Origin of the sequence: Actinoplanes sp. M2I2 (genome assembly GCF_023544445.1) — a bacterium.
Lineage (GTDB): Bacteria > Actinomycetota > Actinomycetes > Mycobacteriales > Micromonosporaceae > Actinoplanes.
This window is the reverse complement of record NZ_JALPVJ010000011.1, coordinates 26,965-45,789: the sequence shown is the minus strand read 5'-3', so window position 1 is coordinate 45,789 and position 18,825 is coordinate 26,965. Positions and strand designations below refer to the sequence as shown.

Genomic DNA, 18,825 nt, shown 5'->3' with positions numbered 1-18,825 from the left:
GAAAGTCAGATGCGGCCACGCCACGGGATCAGGCGGTTCTCGGCCGCCCGCAGCAGGCCGTCGATGAGCAGGCCGGAGAGCCCGATCGCGAACAGGCCGAGCACGACGACGTCGGTCTGCGAGTAGCGCTGGGCGTCGCGGACCATGCCGCCGATGCCGGGCACGCCGTTGATGGTCTCGGCCGCGACGACCGAGCTGTACGCGATGCCGACGGCCAGCCGGATGCCGGTGAAGATCTCGGGCAGCGCGTGCGGCAGCGTCACGTCCCGGACCACCGCCCAGCGGCCGGCTCCCAGTGCCCGGGCCGCCTCGACCAGCCCGGTCGGCGCGCCCTGCACGGCGGCGGCGGTGGCCACCGCGACCGGCGGCAGGGCGGCGATGGAGAGCAGCCACAGCTTGGGCGTCTCGTCGATGCCGAACCAGATGATGAACAGGCTGAAGTAGGCCAGCGGCGGCAGCGCCCGCACGAAGGTGACCACGGGCTCGGTGACCACGCGCAACCACGGGACGACGCCCATCAGCACGCCCAGCACGAGACCGCCGGCCACGCCGATCGCCGAGCCGATCAGGATGCGGCGCAGGCTCACCCCGAGATGCTCGACGAGCAGGTGCCCGCTGTAGCCGCGCACTCCGTCGTGGACGGCCGGCAGCTGGACCACGGCCGGGCAGACTGGGCCGGATGGACGTAGAAGCGGCGGTCGAGCAGACGTGGCGGACGGGGGCCGCCGGGATGCTCGGTGTGCTGGCCCGCCGGCTGGGCGACCTCGACCGGGCCGAGGAGGCGCTGCAGGAGGCCGTGGCCGAGGCGTTGCGGCGGTGGCCGTCCGAGGGCGTGCCCGGCAACCCGCCCGGCTGGCTGGTCACCACGGCGTGGCACAAGGCGCTGGACGCGATCCGGCGGGAGGCCACCGGCCGCGAGAAGGTCGCGGCCCTGGCCCGTACGCCGCCGGCCGCCCCCACCGGCGACGACCGGCTCGCCCTGGTCTTCGCCTGCTGTCACCCCGCCCTGCCCGAACCGGCCCGGATGGCCCTGACCCTGCACGCGGTGGCCGGCCTGCCGGCCGACGCGATCGCCGCGGCCTTCCTGCTGCCGCGGGCCACCGTGGCCCAGCGCCTGGTCCGGGCCAAGCGAAACCTCCGGGACCGGGGCGTACGGGTCGAGGTGCCGCCGGCGGAGGAGCTCGGCTCCCGGCTGACGGCGGTGCTGACCGTCGTGTACCTGATCTACAACGAGGGCTATCTGGCCGCGTCGGGCGACGTCGCCGAGCGACGGGACCTGGCTCGCGAGGGGCTGGACCTGGCCCGCCAGCTCGCCGATCTGATGCCGCGTGAGCCCGAGGCGGCCGGGCTCGCCGCGCTGCTCGAGCTGCACGAGGCGCGGGCCGCCGCCCGCTTCGACGATCAGGGGCGGCTCGTGCTGCTCGAGGAGCAGGACCGCTCCCGCTGGGAGCTTCCGATGATCCGGTACGCCGTGCGGCGGCTCGGCCGGGCGGCGGCGCTCGACCGGCCCGGACCGTACCAGCTGCAGGCGGCCATCGCGGCGCAGCACGCGCTGGCGCCGTCCTGGCCGGCGACGAACTGGGTCGCCGTGCGCACGCTCTACGACCGGTTGCAGGCGGTGGCGCCCTCGCCGGTGGTCACGCTGAGCCGGGCCGTGGCGACCGGCTTCGTGGACGGGCCGGCGGTCGCGCTCGGCGAGGTCGAGGCTCTGGCCGAGCGACTGTCCGGCTATCGCCTGTGGCACGCGACCCGCGCCGACCTGCTGCTGCGGCTGGGCCGCCCCGGCGAGGCGGCGGCCGCCCTGCGGCGGGCCCTCGCGCTGGCCACCAACCCGGCCGAACGCGACCTGCTGACCCGCCGCCTGGCCGCCGTGAGCTCACCCTGACGCGGCCGAGCCCGGGGGCGGTCACAACTCCATGATCGGGCGCACCTCCACGCGGTCGCCCAGGGCCACGATGCCGGGCCACGTGGCGGCGACCGCGACGGCGTCGTCCATGTCGTCGGCGACCAGGTGGATGAAGCCGCCCACGACCTCCTTGAGCTCGAGGAACGGGCCGTCGGTCACGGTCGGCGCGCCGTCGGGGCCCCGGCCCACGGTCTTCGCGGTGGACGAGGGCTGCAGCTCGGCGCCGCCCTCGGCCAGCTTGCCGGCCTCCGACCAGGTGGCCCACCAGGACGTGACCTGCTCCATCAGCGCGTCGGCGGTCTCGGGGTCGGACCAGGACGTCTCGTCCCCGGTGAGAATCATGACGTAACGCATGGCGATGTCTCCTCTGCGGTGGTGCCGTATCCGGCGTTTCCCTCTGGTGACGATCGGGACGGCCGCGGAATCGACACCACGCGCTGCTATTTTGCCGCCCGGGTCATGGCGCCGGGGTCTGCCGGCCGAACGCCGTGAAGAACTTGTCGCGGAAGTCGCTCATCGGCCAGACCGGGGCGTCCGGCCGCGGGCGCAGACCGTCGGTCCAGCCCCAGCTCACAATCTTCTCGAGCACCTTCGGATCCTTGGCCAGCACGGTGATCGGCACATCGTGGCTGGCTCCGGCGCCGGCAGCGATCGGGGACGGCTGATGGTCGCCGAGGAAGACCAGCACCAGGTTGTCGTCGCCGTAGAGCTCGACCCAGTTGATCAGCGACGTCAGGGAGTAGACGATCGACTTGCCGTACTCGGCGCGCACCTCGCGCGGTTCGGCCCACAGCGCGCTGGGCTTCTTGCCCTCGTCGACCATCCGGTGATAGACCGAGCCGTCACCGACCTGGTTCCAGTCGGGCAGATAGTCGGGGATCGGCGCCCACGGGGTGTGGCTCGACACCAGCGGCATCTCGATCATCAGCGGGCCCCGGTCGGCCTTCTTGTACTCGATCGTGTTGAGCTGCTTGAGCGTGTACTGGTCGGGCATGGGCGACCAGCTGAACTTCGGGCCCTGGTAGCCCAGGTTGCGCGAGTCCCACACGGTGTCGTACCCGTAGAAGTTGCCTTCGGGCCACGCGCGGGTCACCCCGGGCATGACGCTCACGGTGCGGTAGCTCGCATTTTTGAACGCCCTGGTCAGGGTGAGGCGGTCGGTCGCGACCAGGTTGCGGTAGCGCTGCTCGTTGTTGATCCACAGACCGGACTCGAACGTCGCGTGGGCCAGCCAGCTGCCACCGCCGAACGTGGGCGAGGTGAGCCAGCCGCTGCGCGCGGCGAAGCCGGCCCGGGCCAGCTCGGCCGTGCCCCGGTCGAGCACCGGCGTGACGGTCGGCGCCAGGGCGATGCCTTCGACGGCGCTGCGGCCGTAGCTCTCGACGAACGTGAAGATCACGTCCTTGCCCTCGAGGGCCGTGAGCATCTGCGGCGGCGGCACGGCCTTGAACGGGTCCTGCCGCACCTCCTCGGCGAACTTGGCCTCGTCGCGCAGCCCGGCGCGGGCCTGGTGGGCCCGGTCCCAGGCGTACGTGGCGGTGCTGCGCGCGGCGACCGGCACCGCACCCCAGACCGACAGGCCGAGCGTGAACGACAGCGCCCAGGCCACGCCGGCCCCGCCGGCCGCGATGGCCGACCTCTTGCGGTGACGGCCGGCCAGCGCCCCCACCCGCAGGACGGACCAGCAGGTCACCGCGAGGACGGCGACGACCAGGACGAGGATCGCGACCACCGCGGCGACGGCCGCGAACCGGCCGTACGAGTCGGTGGCGAAGCTGAACGCGTCGTCGAACAGCACCCAGTCGAGCACCGGGTCGAACGGGCGGTTCAGCTCCTCGAAGAAGCCCATGTCCAGGCATTTCTCGAGGACCAGCAGACCGACGACACCGCCGGCCACGACCCCGAAGACCCGCCGGGCCCGCGGCGGCAGCACCGCCAGCAGGCCGAGGATCACCGCTCCCTCGACGGGGATGCGCAGGAAGCCCAGCGGGGTCAGGCGGGACAGGATGTTCGGGAAGATCAGAGCCGCGAAGAGCAGCACGCCGGCCAGGATCGTCAGCGTGAGCTGGACCCCCGGCCGACGGGTGAGGGCGCCGGATCGGGCGAGGAAACGGGCACGGCGGCTCTCGACGGCCGGCCGGCCGTCCTGGATCTCGGGCACGCCAGGGGAAACGGATGAGCGGGCCCGGTCGGTTCAGTGCCCCGCGAAAGTCACTTGCCCCCGGCCGGGGTCAGCTGTCTCCGCCGAGGTCCTGGATCAGCCACCCGGGCGTGTCCAGCTGCACCGGGCCGGTGCCGACGAGCTGCCGGAGCGCGCGCTCGACGTCCCGGACGGCGCCGGCCCCGACCTGGCTCTCCCACTGCTCGCGCAGGGTCTGGAAGATGGCCGCCCCCGTCCGCTGCATCTCGAGCCCCCGCTCGGTGACCTGCAGGCGCATGCGGCGCCGGTCGGTCGGGTCGGGCTCGCGCCGGACATAACCGCGTTCCTCCAGGACCGCGATCGTCTGGGCCGCCGACTGCTTGGTGACCGACATGCGCCGGCCGAGCTCGGAGGCGTTGTCGGCGCCCGAGAGGATCGCCTGCAGGGCGAAGTCGTGGACGGGCCGCACATCCTCGTATCCCCGCGCGGCGAGCTCCGCCGTCGCCCGATCGGCGAAGGTCCGGAAGCCGCCGAGGAGGAGCAGGGCGAGGTCGGCGCCCGATCGAGACATGGGAGCAGGGTATCTGACGCTTGACTTAGACAAGCTTACTGTCTATTATTAGACAGGTAACTTGTCTTTCTGAAAGCCCTCCGAGGAGCTGCAGATGTCCGTCGTCACCCCCGCCGGCGCCACGATCGCCGGCGTCACCCATCACCTGGCCGAGGTCAACGGCGCCCGGCTGCACTACGTCGCGGCCGGCTCGACCGGTTCGCCGATCCTGCTCGTCCACGGGTGGCCGGAGACCTGGTGGGCCTTCCGCAAGCTGATCCCGCTGCTGGCCGGCGGCCACCGCGTCTTCGCCGTCGACCTGCGCGGTTTCGGCGACTCCAGCCACGCCGGCGGCGACTACTCGGTGGCCACCTCGGCCGAGGACCTGCACCACCTGATCGCCCACCTCGGCGCCGGGCCGGTGCACCTGCTCGGCCAGGACATCAGCGGCGGGGTCGTCCACCGCCTCGCCGCCACCCATGCCGGCGACGTCCTCAGCCTCACCGGCGTCGAGACGACCCTGGCCGGGTACGGGCTCGAGATGCTCGCCGACGTCAACCACGGCGGCTCCTGGCACGTCGGCTTCCTCGGCGCGCCCGGCATCCCGCAGCTGCTGCTGCCGGGCAACGAACGGCGGCTGCTCGCCGACTGGGCCTATCCCCTGATGTCCGCGACGAAGGACGCCCTGACCGAGGCCGACGTCGACGAGTTCCTCCGCACCTACGCCGGCCCGGACGGGTGGGCCGGGACGTCGGGGCTGTATCAGTCCCTCTTCACCGACAACGGCGCGACCAAGGCCTTGGCCGAGGCGAACCCCCTGACCGTCCCGGTCCTCGCCGTCGACGGCGTCAACGCCCCCTTCACCGAGCAGACCTTCCGGCAGGTCACCGCGGGCGAGGTCACCGGCGTCCACATCGAGGGCGCCGGGCATCTCGTGGCCCAGGAAGCGCCCGACGCCCTCGCCGCGGCTTTCCTGAAGTTCGTCGACGCCGTCGACTGACCGGCCCAGCTCCCCGAGGGCGGCGCGTCAGGCCCGCGCCTCCTGCGGCTCGGCCGTGGCGATCACGGTGGTCAGGGCGAAATCCGGGTCGGCGACCGGCCGGCCGAAGTGGAAGCCCTGCAGATAGCGGTAGCCGATGCGGTGCAGGGCCTCGGCCTGGGCCGCCGTCTCGACGCCCTCGGCCACCGCGACCAGTCCCAGGCCCGAGCTGACCTGATAGAGCGCCTCGGCGATGACCGTGTGCCGGCCGGCCTCCGTGACGTCGTCGACGAAGGACTTGTCGACCTTCAGGATGTCGACCGGGACGGTCTGCAGGAGGCCGAGCGACGAGTGCCCCGTACCGAAGTCGTCGAGGGCGATGCGTACGCCGAGCGCCCGCAGCTCGTGCAGCGCGACCACGGCCTGACCACCCTCGAAGACGGCGGTCTCGGTCACCTCGACGGCCAGGCACGAGGCGGGCAGGCCGCTGTCGGCCAGTGCCGCCGCGACCGTGGCGGCGAAGTGCGGACGGGCGAGCTGGCGGGCCGAGACGTTGACGCTCACCCGGTCGGGCGCGCCGGCGCCGAGGGACGCGCGCCAGGCGGCCAGCCGGTGACAGGCGGTGCGCAGGATCCATTCGCCCAGCTCGACGATCAGGCCGTTGCGCTCGGCGACCGGGATGAACGCGGCCGGGCTGACCAGGCCCCGGGTCGGGTGCTCCCAGCGGACGAGGGCCTCGACGGCGGCCACCCGGCCCGACGGCAGGTCGACGATGGGCTGGTAGACGACGCGGAACTGGCCGCTGTCGAGGGCCGCGCGGATCTCGGCGCCGAGGCGGACGAACTCGCCGGCCCGCTCGTCCAGCGTGGGCGACCAGCGGCGGACCGGCTCGCCGGTCTGCTTGGCCGCGTACATCGCCGACTCGGCCTGGCGCAACAGCTCCACCGGCGTGACGCCGGCGCCCCCGGCCAGGCCGATCGCGACCCCGACGTACAGCTCGTGGCCGCCGACCGCGACCGGGGCGCTCAGCGTGTGGGCCAGCGTCGAGGCCACCGTGCGGGCCTCCTCGGCGCTCGACGAGACGAGCAGCACCGCGAACTCGTCGCCGCCGATGCGGGCGATCAGGGCGTCGTCCGGCGCCACGGCGCGCAGCCGCGTGGCGAGCGAGGTCAGCAGGCGGTCGCCGACCGGGCGCCCGAGCTCGTCGTTGACGTTCTTGAAGCCGTTCAGCCCGAGCAGCGCGATCTGCGGGCGGCCGCCGCCGGCCAGGGCGTCGCGCAGCGTGTCCTCCAGGCACCGGCGGCTGGCCAGGCCGGTGAGCTCGTCCTGCATGGCGGCCCGGGTCAGCTCGGCCGACTGCCGCCGCACCTCGAAGACGAAGCCCGACATCCGGGCGATGACCAGCAGGATGAGCGCGCCCGCCCCGACGGCGACGGAGAACCGGCCGATCGGGCTGCCGCCGATCCCGGGCACGAACAGCAGAGCGGGCGCGAGCAGCGAACAGGCGCCGAAAAGCAGGAGCCGCGACGGGCCCACGGTGGCGGCGCCGCGAGCGCCGCCACCGCGCTCGCCGGCCATCGACGGGTGCAGCGCGGCGGCCGACCACAGCACGTACGAGAGCAGGAAGATCGGGTCGGCCAGGTGCAACGAGGCCGAGGTGTAGAGCGGGAGCACGGCGAAGGCGGTGTCGGCCGCGAGCATCAGCACGGCGCCGGCGACGAGCAGCCGGGCACTCGGCGACCGGGCTCCACCACTGGTGAACAGGCGCGCGAGAAGCGCGATCAGCAACGTGTCGGCGGCCGGGTAGGCGACCGTCGTGACGCGCTCGAGCGCGGAGACCCCGGCGTCGGCGGCCACCGGCTGCAGCACGAAGAGCCAGAAGACCAGCCCGATCCCGGTGGCCACGATCGCGGCGTCGATCAGGTCGCCGCTCCCGCTGCGGCGCCGGCGCACGAGCAGGAGCAGACCCATGACGAGCATCGGATACGACGCCAGGTAGAACACGTCGGCCGGCGACGGATACGGCGACTTGTCCAGGACCTGCTCGTAGTAGCCGTAGATCACGTCGCCGATCACGAAGGTGATCTGCCCGGCGGCGAACCAGCGCCACATCGCGGGCCGCTCCGGGCGGTGCAGGCGCAGCGCGAGCAGGATGCCCACCGCGGTCGCCAGCCCGATGAGGTCGTAGACGACGCTGCCGGCCAGGCCGCCTTCGGGCAGCACGAAGTGAACCGCGGTCGCGACCACGCCGGCCGCGAGCCACCACATCCAGAGCCGCCCGTTTCTCACGTCCGGTCATCGGAGGGCCGGGCCCCGACATGAGCGTGAGCGAGCGACTTCACAAAAGGTCGGACCACTTCCTCGACGAGCCGGCCGGTCCGGTGATCCTCGCGAGGCTGCTGCGGAATCGCTCGCAGGGTCTCGCTTCGGAGACCGAACCATTGGTAGCGTCTCGCCATGACGACGGATTCCGGAGTTGATCGCGCCCGCCTGGCTGCCCTCGCCGCTCGCGAGCGCACCGTTTTCGCCGAGCGCCGGCCCCGTTCGGCCGCCGCCTACCAGCGCGCCGACCACCTCTTCGGCCGGGTCCCGATGACCTGGATGAACAAGACGGCGGCGGGCTTCCCGGTGTACTTCGAGCGGGCGTCCGGCAACCGCGTCACCGACGTCGACGGCCACGAATATCTGGACTTCTGCCTGGGTGACACGGGCGCGATGGCCGGGCACTCCCCCGCGCCGGTGGTCGACGCGGTCACCCGGCGGCTCGGCACGCTGGGCGGCGCCACCACGATGATGCCGACCGAGGACGCGGCGGCCGTGGGGGCCGAGCTCAGCCGCCGCTTCGGCCTGCCGTACTGGAGCTTCGCCCTGACCGCGACCGACGCGAACCGCTGGGCCATCCGCCTGCTGCGCGCGGTCACCGGCCGGCCCAAGATCCTGGTCAACAGCTACTGCTACCACGGCTCGGTCGACGAGTCGCTGATCGTCGTGGGCCCGGACGGGCACGGCGTGAGCCGCGAGGGCAACGTCGGCGCGCCGGTCGACGTGACCGCGACGAGCCGGGTGGCCGAGTTCAACGACCTGGCCGGTCTGGAACGCGAACTGGCCCACGGCGACGTGGCGGCGGTGCTCATGGAGCCGGCCCTGACGAACATCGGCATCGTGCTGCCCGAGCCGGGCTACCTCGCCGGGGTGCGCGAGCTGACCCGCCGGTACGGCGCCTACCTGATCAACGACGAGACGCACACGTTCTCGGCCGGGCCGGGCGGCGCCACCGCGGCCTGGGACCTCTCCCCCGACGTGCTGACGATCGGCAAGGCGATCGCGGGCGGCATCCCGATCGGGGCGTACGGGCTGAGCGCCGGACTGGCCGGCGAGATCCTCGGTCGTACCGATCTGGATCTGGTCGACATGGGCGGGGTCGGCGGCACCCTGGCCGGCAACCCGGTCTCGATGGCGGCGGCCCGCGCGTGCCTCGAGGAGGTGCTCACCGAGCCGGCCTTCGACGGCATGATCATGACGGCGACGGCCTTCGCGACCGGGCTCCGCAAGATCATCGACGGGTACGACCTGCCGTGGTCGGTGAGTCAGCTGGGCGCCCGGGTGGAGTACCGGTTCGCCGACCCCGCCCCGCGCAACGGCACCGAGTCGGCCGCCGTGGCCGACGCCGAGCTCGAGGACTTCCTGCACGTCTACCTGGCCAACCGCGGCGTGCTGCTGACCCCGTTCCACAACATGGCGCTGATGGCGCCCCAGACGACGACGGCCGACGTCGAGCGCCACCACTCCGTCTTCGCGGACGCGCTCGCCGAGCTCACCGCCTGAGATCACGGCGAGACGACGATTCGGGACGGCTCAGCTCGGCAGGGCATTCAGGGCAAGCACCACTGGCGGTGCGAATTTTTGACGCGTTGTTAACGCCGGAAGCCCGGTCCCAGGAGGTTTCGGTCGGGCGATCGGCGCAGTCGCCTCGTACCCTGACCGGGTGAACGATCAAGGCGGTCCGCAGCAGGCGCCACCCGAGTACGCCGTACCCGCGACCATGGCGTCCCCGGCCCACCAGGCGCCGCCGTCGACGGGGGTGGCCGGTTGGCTGCTGCGCCACCGGGTGCAGCCGATCGGGCCCGCGGCCGGGGAAGGGCACGGCGAGCAGCATTCGTGGTGGAAGGTGATGTGCCTGACCGGGGTGGACTACTTCTCCAGCCTGGCCTACGTCCCGGCCATCGCCGTCGCCGCGGCGGGAGCGGTCTCTCCCCTGGCCACCCTGTTGATCGTCGCTCTCACCCTGTTCGGGGTGCTGCCGATGTATCGGCGGGTGGCCCGGGAGAGCCCGCACGGCGCCGGCTCGGTCTCGATGCTGGAGCGGCTGCTGCCGTTCTGGCAAGGCAAGCTCTTCGTGCTGGTGTTGCTCGGCTTCGTCGCCACGTCGTGGCTGATCACGATCACCCTGTCGGCGGCGGACGCCAGCGTGCACGTGGTGGAGAACCCGTTCTTCCCGTCGTTCCTGCACGGCCACGAGGTCGCGCTGACCGTGGCCCTGCTCCTGCTGCTCGGCTTCGTCTTCCTGCTCGGCTTCAGCGAAGCCGTCAGCGTCGCCATCCCGCTGGTGGCCATCTTCCTCAGCCTCAACGCGCTGGTCATCGGGGCCGGCCTGGTCCACGTCATCACCGACGGGGCCGCCTGGTCGGCCTGGACGTCCGCGCTCGGCGACGTGGGCGGCGGCGGCGTCGGAGGGCTGCTGCAACCCGCCGTGGTCGCGTTCCCGCTGCTGGTACTGGGCCTGTCCGGCTTCGAGACGGGGGTCAGCATGATGCCGCTGGTCGCCGCCGGGAACCTCGAGAACCGCATTCGCAACAGCCGGAAACTGCTCACCACGGCCGCGCTCATCATGAGCGTCTACCTGCTCGCGGCCAGCTTCGTCACGACCGTGCTCATCCCGGCCGAGGAGTTCGAGCCGGGCGGCGAGGCGGCGGGACGGGCGCTGGCCTGGCTGGCGCACGAGCAGCTGGGCGAGGCGGTCGGCACCGCGTACGACATCAGCACCATCCTGATCCTCTGGTTCGCCGGCGCGTCGGCGATGGCCGGCCTGGTCAACATCGTCCCGCGCTACCTACCCGGCTACGGCATGGCGCCCGAATGGGGCCGTGCCGTGCGACCGGTCGTGCTCGTCTACACCGCCATCACCGTCATCATCACGATCGCCTTCGACGCCGACGTCAACGCCCAGGCCGGCGCCTACGCCACCGGCATCCTGGCCATGATGGTCTCCGGCGCCTTCGCTGTCACCGTCTGGGCGTCCCGCCACCGCAGACGCGGCGCCACGGCCGGGTTCGCCCTGCTCACCCTGATCCTGGGCTACGCGCTGGTGGAGAACATCCGCGAGAAGCCGGACGGCATCGCCATCTCCGGCCTGTTCATCGCCGGCATCATCACTGTCTCCCTGATCTCCCGGGTCAGCCGCACCACCGAGCTGCGCGTGGACAGCATCGAGTTCGACGAGACCGCCCGCCGGTTCATCACCGAATCGCTCGACTTCGACGGCGCCCTCGACCTGGTCGCCCACCGCCGCCAGACCGGTGACGCCGCCGAATACCGGTTCAAGGAACACGAGCAGCGCGGCGACAACCCGGTCCCGGGCGCCAACGACATCCTGTTCCTGGAGATCGACGTCGTCGACCCCTCAGGATTCAGCGACACCCTGCTCGTGCGGGGCATCGACGTCGACGGCTACCGCATCCTGCGCACCGAGGCCCCCGCCGCGCCCAATGCCATCGCCGCGATCCTGCTCGCCCTGCGCGACGCCACCGGCGTACGCCCGCACTGCTACTTCGCCTGGGCCGAGGGCAGCCCCCTGGTACACATGGTGCGCTACTTCCTGCTCGGCCGGGGCGACACGGCCCCGGTCACCCGCGAGATCATCCGGAGGCACGAACCCGACCAGGCCCGCCGCCCCGGCGTGCACGTCGGGTCCTGAAAGCAACACGGGTCCGATCAACGGACGAGACGAGGCCGGCATCCGCTCCCGGCACCTGTATCGCCATAGACCCCTAAAGACCGCATAACACTCCGTAACCTGACACCATGGGTCTGTTCGGAAAGCGGGCGTTGGACGAGCCCACCCCGCCGCGCGAGCTGCCGCGCGACATCGAAGCGCTCGAAGAGCTGGTCAGCAACCTCGAGAACGCCACCGACGAGGCCAGCAGCTGGCGGATCTACGCCTCCACCCACCTCGAGTTCTATGACTTCGACTACGTCGCCGTGTGGCTCGTCGACGGCGGCACACCCCGGCTCGAGTTCGAGTGCGGCAAGCTCGCGGGCACGCTCGGCGGCGGCGGGGTGCCCGGCATGGTTCAGCAAGCGGCCCGTACGGGCCACGCCGTCTACTTCACCGCCGCGTCGGCCGGTGGCGACCCGCGGTTCACGGCGGCGCACCGGGCCGGCGCCGTGTCGGCCACGGCGGTCCCGACCACCAAGGGCCACAAGGTCTTCTCGGTGATGGAGTACTACGCGCGCCGCGAGATGGCGCCCGACGCCGCGCTGGCCAGCAAGTGGGCGGCCATCGGGCGGGTGGCCGAGCAGGCCCGGGTGGCCGCGCTCACCGCGTACTACACCCGCCAGATCGCCGACGACCGGCTGGCCGTGACCAACGTGGTCGCCGCGCTCGGGCACACCACCGACTCGTCGATCGCCCTCAAATCGGCCCTCGACGCCGTGCGCACCGCCTTCCACTGGGCCTACGGGTCGTACTGGCAGATCGACGAGAACGACAACGTGCTGCGGTTCTGTGTGGAGTCGGGCGACGCCGGCGAGGAGTTCCGCAAGGTGACGCTGGCGGCCACCTTCGCCGAGGGCGTCGGCCTGTCGGGACGGGCGTGGCGGGCCCGCGACCTCGTCTTCGTGCGCGACATCGGTCAGCTGACCGACTGCGTCCGGGCCCCCGCGGCCCAGCGGGCCGGCGTCCGCTCCGGGGTCTGTTTCCCGATCTCGAGCGGCGACCACATCGTCGGCACGATGGACTTCTTCACCACCGAGTTCGTCGAGCTGTCCGACTCGCGGATGGACGCCCTGCGCAACGTGCAGCAGCTGGTGTCGCAGCGCCTCGACGTGGTCCGTGGCGCCGAGACGGCGGCCCGGAACGCGCGGGCCCTGCTGGACACGGTCGACCGGTTGAGGACGGCCACGGCCGACGCCAGCCGGGTGGCCGACGAGGCGGTCGGGCGGGCCTCGGACATGACCGGGGACGTGTCCTCGCTCAACGACGCGTCGGCGGCGATCGGCGACGTCATCCAGATCATCTCGTCGATCGCCGACCAGACCAACCTGCTGGCCCTCAACGCGACCATCGAGGCGGCCCGGGCGGGCGAGATCGGCAAGGGCTTCGCCGTCGTCGCGGGTGAGGTCAAGGAACTGGCGCGGGAGACGGCGGAGGCCACCAAACGGGTCTCCGAGCAGATCGCGGCGCTGCAGTCGAGCGCCGAATCGGTCGCCGGCGGCATCCGCACGACCGGCGAGACGATCGCCCAGCTCGACGCCGTCCAGGCCCGCATCGGCGAGGTCCTGGAGGAGCAGGCGTCGATGGCCCGCGCCTTCAACTGACGGCCCACGCGGAACGCGCAGGCGGGCGACGGCCTGGTCGAGCGCACCGGCCATGCGGCCGGCCGAGCAGTCCCATGACCACGTGACTCTCCGGTTCTGATCCGCAAAACCGGAGAGGCACGAACGTGTCTCCATCTGAGCAGTCGGGTGGATTGCCCGAACCCTGTGCGCCAGGTCACTCGGCGGCGGTCACGCCGGGATTGGCGGCCATCCAGGCCAGGGCGACCGGCTCGGCAACGCCGGGCAACCGGAGGTCGCCGGCGCGGTTGCGGGTCGGCACCTGCCGCGGCAGCCCGCGCCCGTACAGGAAGAACGAGGTCGCGAGCGCGGCGGCGGCCACGACGAGAGCCACCCGGTTCTGCGACGGCGACAGGTCGGCGAGGACGAACGTCAGCGAGGCAGCCCCGAAGACCAGCCTCGTCACCGGCTCCCACGGCCTCAGCCGCACGAACCGGCGGGCGCTCCGGGCGCTCCGCCGGTCCAAAGGGAGCCGCAGCATGGTCCGTCGACCGAGCCGCCAGTCGCTGACCGGCACCTCGACCCATTCCGGGTCGGCAGTCCCGTCGGTGACCGCCAGCGGCGGGATCACCAGTTCCGGTTCCAGTTCCTCCGGGACGACGAGGTCGATTCTGGTCATGACACCCGGCCTGCCTCCCAAAGATCCTCAGAGTAGCGCCCGTGCCACCGTGGGAGTCGGCGTGCTGGTCCGGCGCCGGGTGGTCGTCCAGGATGGAGTGCGTGACCGTCGACTTCGCCGATCCGGCGTTCCTTCAGGACCCGTACCCGGAACTGGCCCGGCTTCGCGAGAGCGGCCCGGTGACCTGGCACGAGCCGACCGGGCAGTTTCTCGCGGCCACTCACGCGGCGGCCGGCGCGGTGTTGCGCGACCGGCGGCTCGGGCGGTTCTGGCGCGACCGTGAACCGGCCGGGCGGTACGAGCCGTTCAATCTGCTGCACCGCAACCAGATGATGGAGAACGAACCGCCCGTCCACACCCGGCTGCGGTCGTTGGTGGCCCGGGCGTTCGCGCGCGGCCACGTGGCCCGGCTGGGTCCCGCCGTCGCGGCGACGGCCGTCACCCTCGTACGCGACGCGGGACCGGCCTTCGACCTGCTCGCCGACGTGGCCGAGCCGTTGGCCGTCGCGGTCATCGCCGAGCTGCTGGGCGTTCCCGAGGCCGACCGGCCCAGGCTGCGGCCGTGGTCGGCGGCGATCGTGCGGATGTACGAGGTGTCACGGACCCCGCAGGTCGAGGCCGACGCCCTGGAAGCGTGCCGCGAGTTCGCCGATTATCTGCGCCGGCTGGCCCGGCAGCGGACCGCCGAACCGGCCGACGACCTGATCAGCCACCTGGTGTCGGTGCGGGACGGCTCCGATCGGCTCTCCGCCGACGAGCTGGTCGCCTCGGCGATCCTGCTGCTCAACGCCGGCCACGAGGCCTCGGTCAACGCACTCGGCGGCGGCCTGGTCGCGTTGCTGCGGCACCCGGCCGAGCTGGCCCGGGTGCGGGCCGACCCGTCGCTGATCGCGACGGCGGCCGAGGAGATGATCCGGTACGACTCCCCGCTGCACATGTTCGTGCGGACCGCCGCCGAGGACGTGACGATCGGGGGCGTACGGATTCCGGCCGGCGCGTCGATCGCGGCGCTGCTCGGCGCGGCCAACCGGGACCCGGCCGTGTTCACCGCGCCGGACGCCTTCGACGTGGGCCGCAGCCCCAACCCGCACCTCGGGTTCGGCGCCGGCCTGCATTTCTGCCTGGGGGCGCCGCTGGCCCGCATCGAGCTGCGGGCTGCCCTGGAGGCGCTGCTGCCCGGCCGGCTGGAGCTGGCCGCCGAGCCGGTCAACCGGCCCACGTTCGTGCTGCGCGGCTATCGCGAGGTGCGGCTCACCCGGTCGTGACCGGCGGCGCCTCATTCGGTCGTGGCCGGCAGCGGCTCACCCGGTCGTGACCGGCAGCGTCGAGAAGCCGCGCATGACCAGCCGGTCGCGGCGCTCGGCCGGTCCGGCCAGGGCCAGCCGGGGCAGCATCGTGAGCAGCATGGGGAAGGCCACCTGCGCTTCGAGGCGGGCCAGCGGGGCGCCGAGGCAGTAGTGCGCGCCGCCGCCGAACGAGACCGGCTGGACGGCCGGCCGGTCCGGGTCGAACCGGTGCGGGTCGTCGTAGCGGGCCGGGTCCCGGTTGGCCGACCCGAGCAGCATCGTCAGCCCGGCGCCGGCCGGCACGCTGAGGCCGTCACCGAGGTCGAGCGGCCGGGTGGTGAACCGCGACGTCAGCTGCACCGGTGACTCGTACCGGAGGATCTCCTCGACGAAGTTGGGCGCCAGGCCGGCGTCGGCGCGCAGCCGCCCGGCCTGCTCCGGGCGCTCGAGCAGCAGGTGCAGGCCCATGCCGAGCAGGTTGGCCGTGGTCTCGAAACCGGCCACCAGCAGCAGCACGAGGTTGGCGAGCAGTTCCGCGCCGGTCAGCGTGTCCCCGGAGGCGATCAGCGCGCTCGTGAGGTCCTCCCGCGGTTCGCGTTGCCGCTCGGCGATCAGGCCGATGAGGTAGTCCTCGAGGTCGCGCCCGGCCGCGTCGGCCCGCTCCATCTCCTCGATCGTGCTGACCGGCTCGAGCACCACGGTCAGGTCGGCGGCGCGCTGCCGGAACCAGGCGCGGTCGCCGGCCGGCACGCCCAGCAGCGCGCAGATGACCGCGATCGGCAGTGGGTAGGCGAACGCGGTCATGAAGTCGGCGGTCGCCGGCATCGCCCTGATCAGTTCCTCGGCCTGCCCGGCGATGACGTCGCGCAGGCCGTTGATGCGGCGGGGCGTGAAGGTCGCCGCGGCGGCCCGGCGCACCCGGGTGTGGTCGGGCGGGTTGGCCTGCAGCATCGACAGCACCACCGAGGCGACGCCGCGGTTCTGCCGCCACTCGGGCCAGAACTCGTCGTAGTCCTTCGCGTCGGCCTGCCGCAGGGCGGGGTCGCGCAGCAGGCGGTTGATCAGGGCATGGGTGGTCACGTACCAGCGTTCGTCGGGGGCCAGGAAGGCAGGGGCGTGCGCCCGCAGGACGTCGTAGGCCGGGTAGGGGTCGTGACGTCCCTCAGGGGTGAACAGCGAACCGAGCGCGGTCGGGTAGTCCATGCCCTCATCATCCGTTTTCCCGTACGCCGGCCGCGACCCCGCCCGGCCGTCGGTGGGCGGGCCGCCGCCCCGGCTGCCCGCCCACCCCCGGTTACGTGATCACCGCCGCGCGCCTGGACGAGCGTTCCCCCCGGCGGCGATCACCCCGGCGGCCGGCCACGACCCCGGTTCCCGCGGGGGTCGTCGCCGGCTCCTCAAGAAGCTCGAGGTGCCGCCTCCACGCTATGGACGATTGCCGTACCGGCGGAATCGGCCGTATCACCCCGGCACCCCCTCGCCTGAGGGGTGCCGGGCGGCCCGAAGCGCCGACCCCGGCCGGGTTCCGCCGACCCCGGCCGGGTTCAGAGCGACGGCACGTGCGCCGTGATGAAGCCCCAGGCGACGCTGGCCCGGTCGACCCGGTTGTAGATCCCGACCCAGGACTGCGGGCGCCCGCGCAGGTCCGGCGCCTCGCAGGAGACCCGGTCGGCCGCGCCCGCGGTCACCGTGTGCAGCTCGAGCAGCCCGGCGCGCCGCACGAACATCGGCCCGCCGCTGTCCCCCCGCGACGAGCCGCCATCGACCGACGTCACGAAGCTCATGGAAGCCCCGGGCGCGTCCGGGAACAGGCACGGCCCGGTGTTCACGGCGGCCAGGCTGGTGATCCGCACCCGCCCCACATGCTGCTCCGGCCGCCCGGCGAACCCGTGGACCTCGGCCGCCGCCCCGGCCGGCGCCGCCCGGGTAGCGATCCGGGCCGGCGTCACCGACGTCACGGGTCGCGCCAGCTCCAGCAGGGCGACATCGTTGGCCAGCGTCTTGTCGTTGTAGCCGCCCATCCGCCACACGGCGACGACCGCCCACCGGGCCCGGTCCGGCGCCGCGGGCCGGACCACCAGATCGCGGGCGCTGTAGGCCCGCCCCGGTTGCCGGTCCAGGTTGGTGCAGTGCTGCGCGGTGATCACCCACTGGGGCGCGATCAGCGTTCCCGTGCAGGCCAGGCCGTCGTCCAGGAGCCCATGGTCGGCCTCCACCCGGACGACGGCCGCGATGCCGAGGTCGGCGCGGGCCTCGATGCGCGGGCTCACGATCGCCGACGCCTGCCCGGTCATGGCCCAGGCCACGAACGTGACCAGGCCGGCCGAGGCCAGGCGGGTCCATCTGTGCCGAGTCACCACCCGGACTCCTTCGTAGCGTTCCGCCGTGATGCCATCACGCTACGAACAGAACCGCCCTCAAGGGAATCCCCCGTCCCCCTCGGACCCGTTGCCCGATCCGCCTACCTCGAACGGGGCTCCCACCGACGCACAGCCGCGAAGTCCGCTTCGGTCAGCCCGGCCGCCGGGTCGACCCGGTGCAACAGCGCCGGCCCGGGGTGCCGGCCGGCCACCCACCGCCGGTCGGCCTCGCCGATCTCGTCGTCCAGCCAGACGAAGGGCCGCCCGTCCGCCCACCGGGTCAGGAACGCCGTCTTCCAGTGCATGCCCCGCATCGGCACGTCGTCCTCGTCCGGCCATTCGACGACCGGAAGCGCGGGCAGTCCCAGACGGGGCGCGACCACGTCGTTGGCCTCGGCCATCCACGTGGTGGCCCAGACCAGCCGGCACCCGAGCTCCAGCAGCCGGCGCCCGTCCGCCGGTTCGAGCCGTCCCAGAAGCGGGTTCCCCGTCTCCTCGTCCCCGCTGCGACGTTCGTCGCGGCGGGCCCGGAAGGGGATGAGCGGTCCGTCCACATCGAGAAAGAGCAGTGGGCGCTCGGTCATCAGAGGCTTACTGGCCAAGGAGGTGCTCCTCGAAGACTTCCCGCTGGGCCAGGACGTAGTCGGCGTCGGCGAGGTAGCGCACGTGGTGGCCGGCGGCCAGGTGGCCGGCGAAGGCCTCGCTGCCCGCCGCGGCCTCGGCCCGCATCAGCGCGACCAGCGCCTGCAACCGGGCGGCCACCGCGGAGACCAGGGCGGCGCGGGCGGCCGGGTCCAGGCCGTACGTGTCGCAGAACGTGCGCAGCCGGGCGGCCTGGGCCGGGCTCGCGCCGAAGCCGTCGGGATTGTCCGGGGCGGTGAGCGGCACCCAGCGGTAGACGGCGTAGGCGACGTCCCACAGTCGCGGGCCGGGGTGGGCGAAGTCGAAGTCGATCAGGCCGGTGACGCGGGAGCCGTCGAGGACGCAGTTGTGCGGGGCGAAGTCGCCGTGGCAGACGACTTCGACCGGGTCGCGAGCCGGCACCTGCCAGCCGTCGTGCGGCGTCCCGGCGGCGAAGTCCACGGTCGCGTCGTGGTAGGACCGGAGCAACGCCGCCGCGCTGGTCAGGGCTTCGGGCGAGGCCGCCGCGGGCGTCGCCGGGTAGTTCGAGACGTCGCCGGGCAGGAACGACAGGTACTCGTACCCGTCGGAGGTCTCGGGCCGGACGCGCGGCGCGCCGGTGAAGCCGTCGGCCTCCAGGTGGCGCAGTAGCGCGTGGACGTTGGGCGACCACGGTCCGGCGGGGCGGCGCACGGTGTCGCCGACGCGGACGATCTCGTTGATGCCACCCGAGAGGATCTCCATGGCCGC

At 72.8% G+C, this 18,825-nt stretch carries 16 protein-coding genes; 6 read left to right on the top strand and 10 right to left on the bottom strand.

The features are described 5' to 3' along the window. Positions 1-5: 5 nt before the first annotated feature. The gene (locus HJC40_RS23190) at positions 6-659 is read right to left on the bottom strand and encodes an ABC transporter permease (protein ID WP_250003494.1); all 654 of its coding nucleotides are present in this window, start codon (positions 657-659) and stop codon (positions 6-8) included. Positions 660-679: 20 nt separating this feature from the next. On the opposite strand from HJC40_RS23190, the gene HJC40_RS23185 reads away from it, so the two are divergent. Beyond that, entirely contained in the window at positions 680-1,885 is a 1,206-nt protein-coding gene (locus tag HJC40_RS23185) for an RNA polymerase sigma factor (protein ID WP_250003493.1), read from the top strand. 21 nt (positions 1,886-1,906) lie between these two features. On the opposite strand, the gene HJC40_RS23180 is transcribed toward HJC40_RS23185, so the two are convergent. The 3 genes from HJC40_RS23180 to HJC40_RS23170 all read right to left on the bottom strand — a co-directional run bounded on the left by HJC40_RS23180 (position 1,907) and on the right by HJC40_RS23170 (position 4,617). After that, the gene (locus HJC40_RS23180) at positions 1,907-2,260 is read right to left on the bottom strand and encodes a YciI family protein (RefSeq protein WP_250003492.1); all 354 of its coding nucleotides are present in this window, start codon (positions 2,258-2,260) and stop codon (positions 1,907-1,909) included. 103 nt (positions 2,261-2,363) lie between these two features. Further along, complete coding sequence (locus HJC40_RS23175; protein WP_250003491.1) at positions 2,364-4,067, bottom strand: sulfatase-like hydrolase/transferase; 1,704 nt, start codon at positions 4,065-4,067, stop codon at positions 2,364-2,366. A 70-nt stretch (positions 4,068-4,137) separates the two neighbouring features. After that, positions 4,138-4,617 carry a MarR family winged helix-turn-helix transcriptional regulator gene (locus HJC40_RS23170; protein ID WP_250003490.1) on the bottom strand — a complete coding sequence of 160 codons (480 nt, stop codon included), beginning with the start codon at positions 4,615-4,617 and terminating at the stop codon, positions 4,138-4,140. A 94-nt stretch (positions 4,618-4,711) separates the two neighbouring features. Between HJC40_RS23170 and HJC40_RS23165 the strand changes: the two genes are divergently transcribed. Then, positions 4,712-5,596 (top strand): alpha/beta fold hydrolase, encoded by an 885-nt coding sequence (locus HJC40_RS23165; protein WP_250003489.1) that lies wholly within the window; start codon positions 4,712-4,714, stop codon positions 5,594-5,596. Positions 5,597-5,623: 27 nt separating this feature from the next. Here the strand turns inward: HJC40_RS23165 and HJC40_RS23160 are convergent, their stop codons facing one another. After that, positions 5,624-7,864: a bifunctional diguanylate cyclase/phosphodiesterase gene (locus HJC40_RS23160; protein WP_250003488.1), complete on the bottom strand. Its 2,241-nt coding sequence runs from the start codon at positions 7,862-7,864 to the stop codon at positions 5,624-5,626. Between the two features lie 168 nt (positions 7,865-8,032). On the opposite strand from HJC40_RS23160, the gene HJC40_RS23155 reads away from it, so the two are divergent. The 3 genes from HJC40_RS23155 to HJC40_RS23145 all read left to right on the top strand — a co-directional run bounded on the left by HJC40_RS23155 (position 8,033) and on the right by HJC40_RS23145 (position 13,171). Next, positions 8,033-9,400, top strand: a complete 1,368-nt coding sequence (locus HJC40_RS23155) for a transaminase (RefSeq protein ID WP_250003487.1) — start codon at positions 8,033-8,035, stop codon at positions 9,398-9,400. A gap of 217 nt (positions 9,401-9,617) precedes the next feature. Next, positions 9,618-11,549 carry an amino acid transporter gene (locus tag HJC40_RS23150; protein ID WP_250003871.1) on the top strand — a complete coding sequence of 644 codons (1,932 nt, stop codon included), beginning with the start codon at positions 9,618-9,620 and terminating at the stop codon, positions 11,547-11,549. A gap of 107 nt (positions 11,550-11,656) precedes the next feature. Next, positions 11,657-13,171, top strand: coding sequence for a methyl-accepting chemotaxis protein (locus HJC40_RS23145; RefSeq protein ID WP_250003486.1), 1,515 nt, complete (start codon positions 11,657-11,659; stop codon positions 13,169-13,171). Positions 13,172-13,346: 175 nt separating this feature from the next. Here HJC40_RS23145 and HJC40_RS23140 read toward each other — a convergent pair whose 3' ends face one another. Further along, positions 13,347-13,808, bottom strand: coding sequence for a hypothetical protein (locus tag HJC40_RS23140; RefSeq protein ID WP_250003485.1), 462 nt, complete (start codon positions 13,806-13,808; stop codon positions 13,347-13,349). Positions 13,809-13,900: 92 nt separating this feature from the next. Here HJC40_RS23140 and HJC40_RS23135 point away from each other — a divergent pair, with 92 nt between their 5' ends. Beyond that, positions 13,901-15,073 carry a cytochrome P450 gene (locus HJC40_RS23135; protein WP_250003869.1) on the top strand — a complete coding sequence of 391 codons (1,173 nt, stop codon included), beginning with the start codon at positions 13,901-13,903 and terminating at the stop codon, positions 15,071-15,073. Positions 15,074-15,109: 36 nt separating this feature from the next. Here HJC40_RS23135 and HJC40_RS23130 read toward each other — a convergent pair whose 3' ends face one another. The 4 genes from HJC40_RS23130 to HJC40_RS23115 form a co-directional block, all read right to left on the bottom strand. Beyond that, positions 15,110-16,297: a cytochrome P450 gene (locus HJC40_RS23130; RefSeq protein WP_250003484.1), complete on the bottom strand. Its 1,188-nt coding sequence runs from the start codon at positions 16,295-16,297 to the stop codon at positions 15,110-15,112. Between the two features lie 341 nt (positions 16,298-16,638). Further along, entirely contained in the window at positions 16,639-17,451 is an 813-nt protein-coding gene (locus HJC40_RS23125) for a trypsin-like serine protease (protein ID WP_250003483.1), read from the bottom strand. 104 nt (positions 17,452-17,555) lie between these two features. Continuing rightward, positions 17,556-18,038, bottom strand: a complete 483-nt coding sequence (locus tag HJC40_RS23120) for an HAD domain-containing protein (RefSeq protein WP_250003482.1) — start codon at positions 18,036-18,038, stop codon at positions 17,556-17,558. A gap of 7 nt (positions 18,039-18,045) precedes the next feature. Further along, complete coding sequence (locus HJC40_RS23115) at positions 18,046-18,819, bottom strand: phosphotransferase enzyme family protein (protein WP_250003481.1); 774 nt, start codon at positions 18,817-18,819, stop codon at positions 18,046-18,048. Between the last annotated feature and the right edge of the window lie 6 nt (positions 18,820-18,825).

Excerpts from the sequence above, each read along its gene's own strand:
- HJC40_RS23140 (WP_250003485.1), bottom strand. The coding sequence starts at position 13,808 with ATGACCAGAATCGACCTCGTCGTCCCGGAGGAACTGGAACCGGAACTG.
- HJC40_RS23115 (WP_250003481.1), bottom strand. The coding sequence starts at position 18,819 with ATGGAGATCCTCTCGGGTGGCATCAACGAGATCGTCCGCGTCGGCGAC.
- HJC40_RS23120 (WP_250003482.1), bottom strand. The coding sequence starts at position 18,038 with ATGACCGAGCGCCCACTGCTCTTTCTCGATGTGGACGGACCGCTCATC.
- HJC40_RS23145 (WP_250003486.1), top strand. The coding sequence starts at position 11,657 with ATGGGTCTGTTCGGAAAGCGGGCGTTGGACGAGCCCACCCCGCCGCGC.
- HJC40_RS23155 (WP_250003487.1), top strand. The coding sequence starts at position 8,033 with ATGACGACGGATTCCGGAGTTGATCGCGCCCGCCTGGCTGCCCTCGCC.
- HJC40_RS23170 (WP_250003490.1), bottom strand. The coding sequence starts at position 4,617 with ATGTCTCGATCGGGCGCCGACCTCGCCCTGCTCCTCCTCGGCGGCTTC.
- HJC40_RS23165 (WP_250003489.1), top strand. The coding sequence starts at position 4,712 with ATGTCCGTCGTCACCCCCGCCGGCGCCACGATCGCCGGCGTCACCCAT.
- HJC40_RS23130 (WP_250003484.1), bottom strand. The coding sequence starts at position 16,297 with ATGGACTACCCGACCGCGCTCGGTTCGCTGTTCACCCCTGAGGGACGT.
- HJC40_RS23185 (WP_250003493.1), top strand. The coding sequence starts at position 680 with ATGGACGTAGAAGCGGCGGTCGAGCAGACGTGGCGGACGGGGGCCGCC.
- HJC40_RS23135 (WP_250003869.1), top strand. The coding sequence starts at position 13,901 with ATGGAGTGCGTGACCGTCGACTTCGCCGATCCGGCGTTCCTTCAGGAC.
- HJC40_RS23180 (WP_250003492.1), bottom strand. The coding sequence starts at position 2,260 with ATGCGTTACGTCATGATTCTCACCGGGGACGAGACGTCCTGGTCCGAC.
- HJC40_RS23150 (WP_250003871.1), top strand. The coding sequence starts at position 9,618 with ATGGCGTCCCCGGCCCACCAGGCGCCGCCGTCGACGGGGGTGGCCGGT.